Below are 13,273 nucleotides of genomic sequence, written 5' to 3'. Positions count from 1 at the left end.
GTCTTCGTATAACAGTTCTTCATTTTGTAGGAGTATATAAATTATGTAATCTTCCTTGTAAATATTTTTTTAAGTAATATGATTATTAAGTTATAGCTTAAAGTCATTATAATGAATGAATAATTTGAAACAAGGAAAGTTTATTACATTTGAGGGAGGGGAAGGGATAGGCAAATCTACTCAATCTCAAATGCTCTATGAATATTTACAATCTCAAAATACTCCCGTTATTTTAACTCGTGAAGTCGGTGGTACTATTGTAGCCGAAAAAATGCGTGAAATTCTAGTACATGAAGAATTACTACCCATGTCCGAGCTATTACAAGCTATGGCAGCACGTTATGATCATATGGCACGGAACATTATACCAGCGCTACAAGAGGGACATATTGTAATATGTGATAGGTTTATTGACTCCACTGCATGTTATCAAGGATTAGAGCTAGAAAACGGCATAGATTTAGTTTATAATCTGCACAAAACTTTAATGCCTTCTCTTATGCCGGATATTACGTTTTTTATTGACGTAGAGCTGGATACTGCTATTAAGAGAGTCAATTCACGAAATATGAGCAATAAATTTGACATAAGAGGTCTAGATTTTTATAAAAAAATCTATGATTGCTTTAAAGAATTAAGTAATAGATTCCCTGAGAGAATAAAAACAATTAAAGCTTCAGATTTAAGTCCACTTGAAGTACATGAGTTAATAAAAAAGCATTTATGAACAATACTTACTACATTACTACCCCTATATATTACGTTAACGATGTCCCCCATATCGGTCATGCTTATACTAGTGTTGCAAGTGACGTAATTGCTCGTTTCATGCGAATGCGAGGTTTCGATGTAATGTTTTTAACAGGTACTGACGAACATGGGCAGAAAGTAGAAAAAGCAGCTATTAATAAAAATATTGACCCACAAAAATTTACCGATCAAACATCCGAGAGTTTTCGTCATCTGATGACTGCTATGCATATTTCCAATGATGATTTTATTAGAACAACGGAACACAGGCATAAAGAAGCTGTAGCTGTTTTTTGGCAGAAATTACTAAATGACGGCACTATTTATGAAGGTTTTTACGAAGGGTGGTATGCAGTGAGAGATGAGGCTTTTTTTGATGAGTCGGAACTTACGAGTGACGGTTTAGCACCGACGGGTACTCCAGTTGAATGGGTTAAAGAGCCTAGCTATTTCTTTAATCTTTCAAAATGGCAGGATAAATTGCTTGAGTTTTATGAAGCAAACCCTGATTTTATCAGACCTATATCAAGGCGTAACGAAGTAATTAGCTTTGTTAAATCGGGTTTAAAAGATTTATCGGTATCACGTACTACTTTTAACTGGGGAATAAAAGTGCCAAACAATGAAAAACATGTAATTTATGTTTGGCTTGATGCACTGGCTAATTATATTTCAGCACTTGGTTATCCTGACGAACAAAGTAATTATGGTAAGTTTTGGCCGGCTGATTTACATGTAGTCGGTAAAGATATCTTGCGTTTTCATGCCGTCTATTGGCCTGCTTTCTTAATGGCTGCAGAAGTCCCGCTGCCGAAAACAATTGTGGCTCATGGCTGGTGGACGAATGAGGGGCAGAAAATCTCTAAATCTCTTGGTAATACCATTGATCCGATTAAGTTAATTGATGAATTCGGTGTTGATCAAGTTAGGTATTTTCTGATGCGTGAAGTAAATTTTGGTGCGGACGGCAATTTTGCTCGTAGTAATTTAATTACCCGTATTAATAGCGAGTTGTCAAACAAAATAGGTAATTTATTACAGCGTACTACATCTTTTGTTTATAAGAATAATGACGCCAGAGTGCCTTTGCTTACGCAAGATGTTATAGATAAAATATATGAGCTACCGATTTTAAAAACCGCAAGTAAATTTGTCGAGCAGAATATTTTATTGATGGAAAAAACAGAGATTAATAAAGTTCTTGAAAATATTATTAATTTGGCCGAAGAGGCAAATATCTATATTGATAGCGAAGCACCCTGGCATTTGAAAAAAATCGATCCAGATAAAACGTTAGAAGTGTTATACGCTTTACTAGAAGTTTTACGCTATATTGCGATAATGCTTCTGCCTTTTATACCGAGTTCAGCAAATAAAATGCTTGATCAGTTAGGGGTAAATAAAGAAGAACGTCTATTTAAGCATTTAATACGTGATTATACTTTAGCAGCGGGTAGCAATATTTTAGAACCTACCATAATATTTCCAAAATTTGAATAGTGTGTCATACCGTGGCGAGACCGCAGTATGACACACCTACTAAGAGCATAATATGTTAATAGATTCACATTGTCATCTTAATTTACGTAGTAACTTGTCATCCCGCGATGCGATCGCGGGCTCTAGTGAGGGTATTAAAACAACTAATATTAGTTGTTTTCTAGATACCGTAGTCAAACCATGGTATGACGCAGTGTTTTTAGATTCTGTCATTCAAAGAGCATTAGAAAATAATGTGCAGTATATGCAAACTATCTGCACTAAAATTGAAGACTTACCTATTATTTTAGAGATAGCTGAAAAATATGAAAATGTTTTTGCGAGTGTTGGGGTGCACCCGTGTGAAGTGAATTCTTTTATTAGTCATTGCGAAGCACTGCAAGTGCTGTGGCAATCTCAGGAAGCTTGGACAAGATTGCTACGTCAAGACTACGTCTTTCCGAACTCAGATGCTGAGGCAATTATTATGCTAGCCCAGCATCCGAAAATTATCGGAATCGGTGAAACGGGGCTTGATTATTATCATCAGCCTTACGATCAAAAATTACAAAAAGATTCGTTTGTAGCACATATACATGCTGCGTCTAGTACACGCCTGCCTGTTATTGTTCATACAAGAGAAGCAGACGAAGATACTATTGACATTTTAACCTCAGAAATGCGTAACAGCAAATTTCCAGGTTTAATACATTGCTTTACCTCTTCAAAAAATCTAGCGGCAAAAATGCTAGATATCGGTTTATATATTTCAATGTCAGGGATTATAACTTTCAAGAATGCTACTGATTTACAAGAAATAGTCAAATATATACCGCTTGATAGGTTATTAATAGAAACCGACACTCCTTACTTAGCTCCTACGCCTATGCGAGGCAAACAAAACGAACCGGCATTTGTTAGGTATGTCGCTGACAAAGTTGCCGAACTCAAAAATATAACATCAAAAGAAGTAGCAAATGTTACTACTCATAACTTCAAAACATTATTTTCTAAATTTGAAAAATATATAAATAATACTTTATAAAAACATCAAGTTTGCTAATTTAAAGTTGAAATTTTTAAAATAATATGTATATTTTATAGCATTTCAATTATTAGTATATTTGATATGGAGTTTAATCGCAAAAATACCATCATTACATTGACGAAGCAAGACTCAAAGCAAATGCAAGTACAAATAAGAGATTGTTAGAAGCAAAGACTCAAGAAGAAAAAAGATAAGGAGATTATAGGAATTGATGCAGGTAAAATTAGCAGTAGTGTAAGCTTTCTGCTGAACGCAGACAAGAACCTAATATTAGAATAGAGCTAAAACCTAATCTAAAGTTTTATTATTCACAAAACCCTGATTACTATGTCAATAATGAACAAGCCACAGAACCTAAAATAAATGCGAATAAAGAATATAAAATAACCGCAGTGTAAGTATGTGATGCACTTGCATTATATCTTCAAAACAAATTGAAGATTCATAATATGCCTATTAAGCATAATTTTTCTTCAAATAAACAAGGAACTAAAGGTAATAATAAATGGTTACCCCAGATTGGGTAGGTATGGAAGTGCTTAATGAAAAGTGGAGTTCACTAATTAAAGATTGTGCTAAATATTATGCAGGAAAACAAGCAAGGCTTTGGTCTTTTGAAGCAAAAAAAATTATCAATCGTAGTAATTTACGAGAATCTTTTTTTCAGCCTTTATCAAATTCCTCATGGGCACATTATGGTTATTTAGTTGCTGCTGACTTAATTGAAAATAGATAAAATGATACTAGGCATGGTATAGGATTTATTTTAGTAGATATAGAAAATCCTGAAGATAGTAAAATATCAATCCCTGCTAGAGAAAGACCGGAAACAGATTGGAATATGGCTAATAGGTTAGCAGAAGAGAATAAAGATTTTGAAAATTATATAAATAATATTGATACATTCTATAAAAAACAGAAAGTAAATGATAGTACTTGGTTTAATATTAATGACCACGTAAATAAAATTTCTAAGCAAAATAAGAAGAAAAAATAAACATATTTATATATTATTATCACACATTTATAAAAATTTAAGCCGTGAATCCTAAAATTAATGTACTGAGAATTTTTAAAACTAAATTTATATTAATTATTTTTAAATTTGTGGATAAATTATGATTAACTGTGATTTAAGTACTAATTATACATATTATATATTATATGTTAGAGGGGCTTAGAGCACAAATTGCTCCAATGCATTTAGGTATAAAAATTCTAAAAGAAGCATATGAACATGAGTCATTAGAAGATAACGGTTTTGCAAGAATTATGCATGCTTATTTAACGCTTTGTGAACGCATGACTAGAAAATATGAAAAACCCAAATTTAATATCCTTGAAACAATTATTGATGATAAAACCTATAACATTAATGAAAAAGTTATACTAAAAAAGTCTTTTTGTGAACTAAGGCATTTTCAGAAAATAGGTTTTAAAAAAGAATTACCTCAATTATTAATAGTAGCACCCATAGCAGGACATCACGCTACTTTACTTAGAATAACAACAGTACAAGAATTATTACCGTATACCGATATTTATATTACAGATTGGACGGAAGCCAGTTATGTGCCGCTTGAAGCAGGGCATTTTGATATGGATGATTATATTGATTACGTAATGGAGTTTATCAATTTTATAGGACCGAATGTTCACACTATGGCAGTTTGCCAACCTACTGTTCCACTGCTTGCCGCCATTTTAGCTTAATGTCGGAGAGTAATAGTCCAAATGTGCTGAGTTCGATGATTTTGATGGGCGGCCCTATAGATGCTAGAAAAAATCCCACGGCAGTTAATGAATTCGCTCAAAGTAAAAGTTTAGAATGGTTCTGCCAAATGGTTACAATGCAGGTGCCGCTAAACTATCCCGGACATGGTAGAAAAGTATATCCCGGCTTCCTCCAACTTGTCGGCTTTATGAGTTTAAACTTATTGCGTCATATAGATTCACATTTAGAATTATGGCAAAGTTTATTAAATTCTGACTATAAAAAAGCCGATCATACTATTAAATTGTATGATGAGTATTTAGCAGGTATGGATATGTTGGCAGAGTTTTACTTACAAACTATAGATGAAGTATTCTAACAATTGTCGTTAGCAAGAGGTAAATTAGTTTCTGAGAAGCGTCCGATCGATTTAAAACATATTAACTAAATGTGCTTTACTCGGTATTGAATGGGAATTAGATGATATTGCAGCGGTAGGGCAAACAAAAGCTGCTTTAAAACTTTGTTCAAATATACCTGAATCAATGCAAAGATACCATTTACAAAAAGGGGCAGGGCATTACGGGGTATTTAGCGGAAGTAAATTTAAACAGTTTAAAGTGCCTATTATCAAAGATTTTATCTATGATTTTGATAAAACTAATTTCAAGCAATCTAAACTTAAGGCGGTATAAAAATAGTCATTACGAGCGGACATTGCCTGCGTGGATTGTTTTTTCCGTCATTGCGAGGAAATTGCATCGCAATTGACGCTGCATTTTTTTGTTATTTTTTCTGGATTGTCATGCTCCTTTCAGTCACTCGCAATGACGGGGTGGTATCCACGCAACAATGCCTTCCTGGGATGATATCGCAGCCATACAACATGATCATAATTAAAGGAGAAGTGTGGTAATGTTCAACGCTTATTAGTTTTTTGAATTTCTTGTTGTTGCTGTTGTTTGTATTCTTCCGCTTTTTCTTCGATGTAATTAAAAAAGAAATAAGTAAAAGTTAAAAAACTGGTCAAAATAATACCAAATGTTATTAGTATTGCTTTAAGTTGCTTTCGTGAATCTTCTACTTTTAATCTTTTCTCTTCTTCATCTATGTCTTCATTATTTTTGACTTCAGATATTATTGTTTGTTCTTCTGTAGTATTTTCCATGTTGTAACTCAACTAAAATGAACCGCTTTATTACTAAGTTGTTCCTATAACTTACAGATTTTTGAAGTTTATAAGATTAGCTATATTTGAATGATGAGGTTTAAACTCATAAAAATAGGATATATAAGCAATAACGCTATGTCAATAGCCTTGAATATTAGCGGTGTTCAACCAAGGTTATACATATTATTATAATTTGAGTCTCCTAACATTGAAGTATTTAAAGTATCGGAGTAAGCAGCTGATAATATAGCATCATCAAAAGTATATAGTCTTGAATAAAATTGTTAACAGTAGATTCAAAGTTTGTATATTTTATAGGATATGAATAAACAAGCTGTGTACATTCTGTATTGCCTAATTTACTTCCAATCAATGTTAATAACATAGAGTTATATTCATTTTGGGGGTTACGATTAATTATTTCGTAAGTTTTAGCAAGAATATAACATCGTATACACAAATTCCTGAATAAATATTCATTACTTTGAAAATGTTTGCTTGCTCTAATATAGGTTTTTCAATGAAATGATCAACTATAAACATTTTCTGCAATTGATAATCCTGTGTTAGCCATACTCGGCACTTATAACATTTATAGGAATACCTATAGTGCAAATGCTGAATTCATTAATATAATGTAAAGCTTTATTTATAGTATTAAGATAATTTATATAATCCGCTATATGATGGTCTGAAGGTAGTAACACTACAATATCAAATCCTTGTGCTTTAGCCGATAATACCGTAATAATGGCACAAACGGCAGTATTTTTTTGTAAAGGCTCGGTAATTAATGCTATTTCTACATCTATTTCTGCTGCTTGTTCTTTAGTGATTGATTCATATTTTTTGGAAGTAATAATAGTAGGTTGTCCTAAAAATTTATTTCGGTTTAATGTTTGCTGAAGTACAGTTAGATCACTCAATATTTTTTTTAAACTGTTTCGGTTTATCCTTAGATGACAAAGGCCATAGTTGTTTACCGTTACCTCCTGCCATAATCACCGGCTTTATTAGACTTCTTGCATAACCTCCTTCTAAAGGTAATTTGTATACCTTTGCTTTGATACTTCAAGATTTGGTACGTTAAATTTCGAGATTTGCCTGTGCTCACGTATTTTGATACGCTGTGCAAGGCTCACCACTTATTTATTTGACTCCCAACTTTTGAAATATCTGCGATATACGTCGATCCAATACTCACATCCTCATGTCCCTTTTTGTACGCTGCGGTGCTGCGTTTCATGTCTCCTTCAAACTCCTCTTTATAAGATAGGTTATGCAAGGAGTCTACTTTAATTGAATAAATAATAAAGAGCTATTATAAATAGTTTTCAAAATATGCCAAGTGAATTAACTATATTGGCAAGTTTTACAATAAAAAGTACTTCTGCTTGAATGCTTTGTCTTGATAATAGTGCTAGAGCAGATTAAACAACTTTGTCCCTCTCTACCGTAAACCATAAGTTGCTGAGTAAAATAACCAGGTTTGTTATCGCCGTTTACAAAATCTTTAAGAGTAGTACCGCCGGCAGTTATAGCTTTAGTTAACACATCTCTAATCGATTTAATTAAATTTTCTATTTCATCATCCCTTAAATCGCTACCTGATTTATCCGGATAAATTCTAGCTAAATGAAGACTTTCGGAAGCATAGATATTACCGACTCCGACTATAACTCTATTATCCATAATCAAGTGTTTTATTGGTATTTTTTTAGTTTGTAGCTTATCTTTTAGGTAGTCTAACGTCAATAAATCAGAAAAAGGCTCTATGCCTAAATCATTAAAAAATTCTTTTTCTAAGAGATCAGTCTTAAAACTATAAATCATACCGAATCGTCTAGTATCGTTGAAAATTAACTTTTCGCCGTTACTTAAATCAAAAATCACATGATCGTGTTTTTGAGTTTTATAATTAGCAGATTGCAGAGTAAATCTACCGCTCATGCCTAGATGAACTATTAAAGAATAATCATTATTAAAATCTATAATTAAATATTTTGCACGACGCCTAACATCCAGTATATTAGTATTTAAGATTTCTGTAGCTAAAAGCGGGGATAGCTTATAACGTAAATTATCTCTTTTTAACTCTACATTTTCTATAATAAGCCCGATTAGCTTATCTTTTAGAGAGTTTTTAAGAGTTTCTACTTCAGGAAGTTCCGGCATTTGATACTAATATTTATAATAAAGAACTATGAACCAAACAAATTTTGGCTTTAAAAAAGTAGACTACACTAAAAAACAAGGTTTAGTAAATAACGTTTTTTCTAATGTCGCTGATAAGTATGATTTAATGAATGACTTAATGAGTTTGGGATTACATCGCTTATGGAAAGATGAATTTATTAGGCAAATTCCAAATCTTAACTCTCATATATTAGATGTTGCTAGCGGTAGTGGTGATATTGCTTTAAAACTTGCTAAAAAAGCAAGAGATAGAGTTAATAATATCTCTTTAACTTTAAGTGATATTAATGAAGAAATGTTAAAGCAAGCTAAGAAAAAAGCAATAGATCTGAATTTATTTCAAAATCTTAAATTTACTGTAGCAAGTGCTGAAGAACTACCGTTTCCGGATGATAGTTTTGATTATTATACTATAGCATTCGGTATTAGAAACGTACCTGATATAAATAAGGCTTTAAAGGAAGCATGTAGGGTTTTAAAGCCAATGGGCAAGTTTATATGTCTTGAGTTTTCAAAAGTAAAGGAAGGGTACATAAAAGATTTCTATAAATTTTACTCATTTAATATTATACCGAGTATTGGTCAAATGATAGCGGGTAATAAAGAGGCATATGAATATTTGGCCGAAAGTATAGATTTATTCCCCTCACAAGATGAGTTTAGAATAATGATTAAAGACGCCGGTTTTGAGGAAGTCGGTTATAAAAATCTAAGTGGTGGAATAGTTGCTATCCACAGTGCGTATACTCAATGAGCTTCAAAAATTGGCTACGTCGTTCTACAAGATCTGCGGTACTCACGTATTAAGTATACGCTCCGCTCATCGACTTGTGAACTCCTTGCTCTTTTTAAAGTTGATCTTCGTATACTACTCTTTATTTTACTTCGGAGTATATAATAGATGATAAGTAATTTTTTTAATTTAATACGTATTTTTCGTATCATCAGTAAAAAACAAATCTTAATTGATTCAAGCAGCCCTAAATATTTCAGGTTTATCGGTTATATATTAGCCTTATTTTTTGCTCCGGTCTCGTTAATAAAAAAATCACGGGAAGATTATGGCAAACGCTTAATAGATTGTTTAAGTGATCTTGGACCTATTTATATAAAATTCGGACAAACTCTTTCGACAAGAGCCGATTTAGTAGGAGCAGAGATAGCAGGTTATTTAAGATTACTGCAAGATAAGCTACCTCCATTTGATGGTGGGGTGGCTAGAAGGTTGATAACGTCATTGCGAGGAGACATTTATGTCGATGAAGCAATCTCAGCAAGCAAACAAAAGATTGCCACGCAGTCTACGACTGTGGGCCATGACATCCTCCCTTTCTTACACCTCGACGATACCCCCATCGCTGCCGCATCAATTTCGCAGGTACATAAAGCACAACTGATAACCGGTGAATATGTTGCGGTAAAAATTTTGCGTCCGGGTATTCATAAAAAATATAACAGAGATATTAAGCTGCTATATTTTCTTGCAAAAATTATCTCAAAATTTCCGAAAGCAAAAAGGCTAAAACCGATTAAAGTAGTCGATAAATTTCATGAAACTATGAAATTTGAGCTCGATTTACGTTTAGAGGCGGCAGCAGCTTCTGAGCTTACGGATAATATGCGAAATGATATTAACGTGATAATCCCTAAAATATATTGGGATTTAACATCAGAAAATATACTAACCACCGAGTGGTTAGACGGCACTTCTATATATGATACTTTGCTACTAAGGGAAATGGGGTTAGAACCAGCAAAAATATCTCAGGATTTTGCCGTAATGTTTTTCAATCAAGCCTATAGAGACGGATTTTTTCATGCTGATTTACATGCAGGGAATATTTTAGTGAATAAGCAAGGTAAGATAATTTTACTTGATTTCGGTATTATGGGCAGACTTAAAGAAAAGGATCGTTTAGCCGTTGCTGAAAGTCTATTTGGCTTTTTAAGGCGTGATTATAAATTAGTTGCTAAAGTACATTTAAAAGCCGGCTACATCCCATCAAATACCGATTTAGATTTATTTGCTCAAAGTTGTAGAGCAGTTACCGAGCCTATAGTAGGGATGCCCATAAAAAATGTTTCCATAGGTAAGCTGCTTGCACATTTATTTAAAATCACGGAAGATTTCGGTATGGAAGTACAACCGGAGTTATTGCTATTGCAAAAGACTTTAATAATGGTGGAAGGGATAGGCAGACAGTTAGATGGTAATGTTAATATGTGGCAGCTCGCTGAACCTTGGATTAAAAAATGGGCTGTGAAAAATCTAAGCCCTGAAGCGAAGTTGTTACGATTGGTAAAGCATGACCTAGATAGCCTAGAAAATATTATTTGACATATAAAAATTATTAATATTATAGCCTTGTATATTAAGAAATTTATTATTATGAAACTAAAAGATTTGTTTATTAAATATCCTATTACTATTCCTTTTTGGTTGATTGTAAAAATGATAAATTAGTATTTCCTTCAGATAAAGAACAAAAATATAAAAGAGACCTAAAAGAAAAAATAGGAGAGGAAGAGTTTGAAAAATTAACGGCTTTAGATAAAATTGTTCAATGCCCCGAAAACTTAGAAAATATAGCTTTAGTAAGTATAGAAAAGCATTTTGATAAACCACTTATAGTAGCGAAATTGCTTAATGATGTACAACGTAAATCCATATAGATCCCGATAATAATATTAAATCGATTTTGTATTTCTCAGAAATATATTTTATCGGTGATGTAGGGTAAATAAATGCCGGCTGAAGTTTTAAAACGCGAGTATAATGTCGGTACTATACAGCAAAAATCTTTACCGAAAATCATGGAATTATGGCCTGCCCCTTACTATTACAACTGGATTCAGAAAAATAAAGAGTATAACAACCCGGATATAGATCCTCAGGTAATGGAGAATATCGTTTTATTGTGTGGAGAGGTTAGTATGGATTTGCCTGTAAATGAAAAATTATAGTAAAAAACCATTGCAAGATAACCATGATTTTTAAAATTAACAAAAATGAAAAAGTAAAATTTTATAAACCTTTAAATTATATAAAGGTATTTAAATGTCTAAAAGCCAAGAGCAAGAGCAGGAATCCATTGATAATATAAGGCAACAGCTTGATGAAGAATATAAAAACCTTTCGTGGGTTTAAGTTGGATATTTAGCTCTTGGAGCTGAAACAGGTAACAAAAAATATGATGAGTTAAATAAACGATATCTAGATCTTAATAAAGATAATTTAGGTATAATACAAAGTGTTATCCAAGCAGTCGGGGATGTTCCTAGTGCATTGCAGTTTACCTGGGAGGCTCCTCAAGTTTTACCTGATCTTGCATTGGAGCTTAATAACCTCAGAAAAGCGAGAAGTGCTACCACTAGTGTAGGTTCTATTGAAGTTGGTTGCAAGATGATAGCAGATGCAGCATCGCTTATAAAAAAATGTGCTTCTGTTTTACATTCCGAAACTATATCCAATAGTTCAAAAGAAACTCTTTTACAGTCTAAAGTTATCCCATATCTTCTCACGCCTATTTTAAATAAGAGGCTTAGCAAAATAACCAAAAACTTTCAAACTTCCGAAACAGAAAAAATAAATGTATTAGACAAAATAAGTCCTAAATTTATCAGAGAATTATCTACACTAGGAGTAGATTTAATATCTAAAGCACTAGAAAGCGATTTAAACCCAAAAGTACAAGAAATATATAAGAATATTAAACAAAAAACGCGTCATCTCAAGGTGCTATAAAAATATACATGACATTATTACTTCAGACAAAGTAGAGCCCCTTCTTAAATCACAATTTAGTACAATTTTAAAAAAATCCTGGTAATCAAAAGGGGTTAGTTCAAATTACGGAAAATATAATAAATAATAAAGCACAAAAAATCGCTAAACTTGAATTAATTGCAAATACAGTAGCACTACTTGTAAATTCTAGCGAAAAATTAATTGAAAGTACTCCTTTAGTTATAAAAGCTTGTAGTCAGCTTAAAGAAAATCAGCGTTGGACTAAAATTAACCTAAATATGGAAGGGTTAGATACTGAAACTAAAAAAGAGTTATTAAAAGGCAAAAAACCTCAAATAGTAGAGTGAGTTGCAAATGCCAAAAAAATTATTGATAATTTATCTCCTGTTTTAGAAAAAGAATTACCGTGATATTTAGATAGTAATAAATAGGACATATTAGATGTTTTAAAACATCCTAAAGTAATGGAAAGAATAGAATCGCAAGGGAAAGATCTGGAGTTTATACATAAGGCATTAGATGCATCTACGCCTTTTTTAAAAGATGCTCTGCCGTCAATTACTAAACTTGCAAGCCTCGCTCTTTCCGATAGCGATAAAGTTGCTGATATAATACAAAAATTTCAGTTAATTAAGCTACTTCCAAAGGAAGAGAAATGAAAAGAAGAAAAGATATAAAAGAGGTAAAGGAATTGATTAGTCCTTTGATACAAATTAAAAACCATAATCCGGAAATAAGCAAAATAATTGAAAAAGACCCTTCTGAACTATTAACAAAACATGCAAGTAGTTTAGGACCGGTTGTAGATGAGTTTTGAAATAAAATACTAAGGGTCTAAAATTAGACGGTGAAAAATTAGTAAAGATAGCCGGTAAACATGCACCTGAATTAATTCAAATTGCCGATAAATTTAGCAAACATGAATACGGTAAAATTATATTGCTGGCGTTAAAATTATTATCAGATCCAAAAGTGCTAGGAGTAGTAGCAGAAACTATAGTTAATTTAGAAAAAAGTAAATTTAGTAAAGATAAAGAAGTGGTAGGACCGCATACAAGTAAGGTATTAGAAGAAAGACAAAGAGAGATAGGAAAATCCGGTAGAGGAGCCTAAGTCCTGTGCACTTTTAATAGAATAATCATAATTATGGCTCTTTTTAGCTGGAAA

General features: G+C 32.5%; 18 protein-coding genes and 1 pseudogene. 14 read left to right on the top strand and 5 right to left on the bottom strand.

Going from position 1 to position 13,273, the window contains the following annotated elements; all coding sequences use genetic code 11:
- The first annotated feature begins 115 nt into the window (after positions 1–115).
- From tmk to phaZ, 6 genes and pseudogenes are all read left to right on the top strand, one after another.
- Positions 116–727, top strand: a complete 612-nt coding sequence (gene tmk, locus ACPKKV_RS06875) for a dTMP kinase (protein ID WP_392505502.1) — start codon at positions 116–118, stop codon at positions 725–727.
- Positions 724–2,250 (top strand): methionine--tRNA ligase, encoded by a 1,527-nt coding sequence (gene metG, locus ACPKKV_RS06870; RefSeq protein WP_392506836.1) that lies wholly within the window; start codon positions 724–726, stop codon positions 2,248–2,250. The genes tmk and metG overlap by 4 nt, the downstream gene beginning before the upstream one ends.
- Before the next feature lie 52 nt (positions 2,251–2,302).
- Positions 2,303–3,274, top strand: coding sequence for a TatD family hydrolase (locus ACPKKV_RS06865; protein ID WP_392506835.1), 972 nt, complete (start codon positions 2,303–2,305; stop codon positions 3,272–3,274).
- A 508-nt stretch (positions 3,275–3,782) separates the two neighbouring features.
- A complete protein-coding gene (locus ACPKKV_RS06860; RefSeq protein ID WP_392506834.1) occupies positions 3,783–4,013 on the top strand; it encodes a hypothetical protein in 231 nt (76 codons plus the stop codon).
- A gap of 105 nt (positions 4,014–4,118) precedes the next feature.
- Positions 4,119–4,274, top strand: a complete 156-nt coding sequence (locus ACPKKV_RS06855; protein ID WP_392506832.1) for a hypothetical protein — start codon at positions 4,119–4,121, stop codon at positions 4,272–4,274.
- A gap of 121 nt (positions 4,275–4,395) precedes the next feature.
- A pseudogene (phaZ, locus tag ACPKKV_RS06850) lies at positions 4,396–5,686 on the top strand (polyhydroxyalkanoate depolymerase).
- A gap of 224 nt (positions 5,687–5,910) precedes the next feature.
- Here phaZ and ACPKKV_RS06845 read toward each other — a convergent pair.
- From ACPKKV_RS06845 to mutM, 5 genes are all read right to left on the bottom strand, one after another.
- The gene (locus tag ACPKKV_RS06845) at positions 5,911–6,159 is read right to left on the bottom strand and encodes an RP671a family tick cell line-upregulated protein (RefSeq protein WP_392506831.1); all 249 of its coding nucleotides are present in this window, start codon (positions 6,157–6,159) and stop codon (positions 5,911–5,913) included.
- 569 nt (positions 6,160–6,728) lie between these two features.
- On the bottom strand, positions 6,729–7,088 hold the full coding sequence (locus ACPKKV_RS06840) for a sugar phosphate nucleotidyltransferase (RefSeq protein ID WP_392506830.1): 360 nt from the start codon (positions 7,086–7,088) through the stop codon (positions 6,729–6,731).
- Positions 7,081–7,161, bottom strand: a complete 81-nt coding sequence (locus ACPKKV_RS06835) for a sugar phosphate nucleotidyltransferase (RefSeq protein ID WP_392506888.1) — start codon at positions 7,159–7,161, stop codon at positions 7,081–7,083. Before ACPKKV_RS06835 ends, ACPKKV_RS06840 begins: the two co-directional genes overlap by 8 nt.
- Positions 7,162–7,300: 139 nt before the next feature.
- Positions 7,301–7,447: a palindromic element RPE1 domain-containing protein gene (locus ACPKKV_RS06830; RefSeq protein ID WP_392506829.1), complete on the bottom strand. Its 147-nt coding sequence runs from the start codon at positions 7,445–7,447 to the stop codon at positions 7,301–7,303.
- Positions 7,448–7,515: 68 nt separating this feature from the next.
- Positions 7,516–8,337 carry a bifunctional DNA-formamidopyrimidine glycosylase/DNA-(apurinic or apyrimidinic site) lyase gene (mutM, locus tag ACPKKV_RS06825; protein WP_392506828.1) on the bottom strand — a complete coding sequence of 274 codons (822 nt, stop codon included), beginning with the start codon at positions 8,335–8,337 and terminating at the stop codon, positions 7,516–7,518.
- 28 nt (positions 8,338–8,365) lie between these two features.
- On the opposite strand from mutM, the gene ubiE reads away from it, so the two are divergent.
- From ubiE to ACPKKV_RS06785, 8 genes are all read left to right on the top strand, one after another.
- Positions 8,366–9,112, top strand: coding sequence for a bifunctional demethylmenaquinone methyltransferase/2-methoxy-6-polyprenyl-1,4-benzoquinol methylase UbiE (gene ubiE / locus ACPKKV_RS06820; RefSeq protein ID WP_392506827.1), 747 nt, complete (start codon positions 8,366–8,368; stop codon positions 9,110–9,112).
- Positions 9,113–9,259: 147 nt separating this feature from the next.
- Complete coding sequence (gene ubiB / locus ACPKKV_RS06815) at positions 9,260–10,696, top strand: 2-polyprenylphenol 6-hydroxylase (protein WP_392506825.1); 1,437 nt, start codon at positions 9,260–9,262, stop codon at positions 10,694–10,696.
- 98 nt (positions 10,697–10,794) lie between these two features.
- Positions 10,795–11,031 carry a hypothetical protein gene (locus ACPKKV_RS06810; RefSeq protein ID WP_392506824.1) on the top strand — a complete coding sequence of 79 codons (237 nt, stop codon included), beginning with the start codon at positions 10,795–10,797 and terminating at the stop codon, positions 11,029–11,031.
- A gap of 72 nt (positions 11,032–11,103) precedes the next feature.
- Complete coding sequence (locus ACPKKV_RS06805) at positions 11,104–11,322, top strand: hypothetical protein (protein ID WP_392506823.1); 219 nt, start codon at positions 11,104–11,106, stop codon at positions 11,320–11,322.
- 322 nt (positions 11,323–11,644) lie between these two features.
- On the top strand, positions 11,645–12,103 hold the full coding sequence (locus ACPKKV_RS06800; protein ID WP_392506822.1) for a hypothetical protein: 459 nt from the start codon (positions 11,645–11,647) through the stop codon (positions 12,101–12,103).
- A gap of 467 nt (positions 12,104–12,570) precedes the next feature.
- On the top strand, positions 12,571–12,765 hold the full coding sequence (locus ACPKKV_RS06795) for a hypothetical protein (RefSeq protein ID WP_392506821.1): 195 nt from the start codon (positions 12,571–12,573) through the stop codon (positions 12,763–12,765).
- Positions 12,762–12,923: a hypothetical protein gene (locus ACPKKV_RS06790; protein WP_392506820.1), complete on the top strand. Its 162-nt coding sequence runs from the start codon at positions 12,762–12,764 to the stop codon at positions 12,921–12,923. The genes ACPKKV_RS06795 and ACPKKV_RS06790 overlap by 4 nt, the downstream gene beginning before the upstream one ends.
- Positions 12,924–13,045: 122 nt before the next feature.
- Positions 13,046–13,219 carry a hypothetical protein gene (locus ACPKKV_RS06785; protein WP_392506819.1) on the top strand — a complete coding sequence of 58 codons (174 nt, stop codon included), beginning with the start codon at positions 13,046–13,048 and terminating at the stop codon, positions 13,217–13,219.
- Positions 13,220–13,273: the final 54 nt, after the last annotated feature.

Source organism: Rickettsia finnyi (genome assembly GCF_049668125.1).
Taxonomy (GTDB): Bacteria; Pseudomonadota; Alphaproteobacteria; order Rickettsiales; family Rickettsiaceae; genus Rickettsia; species Rickettsia kotlanii.
The sequence above is the reverse complement of the archived record's forward strand: the minus strand, read 5'-3'. Positions and strand labels throughout refer to the sequence as shown.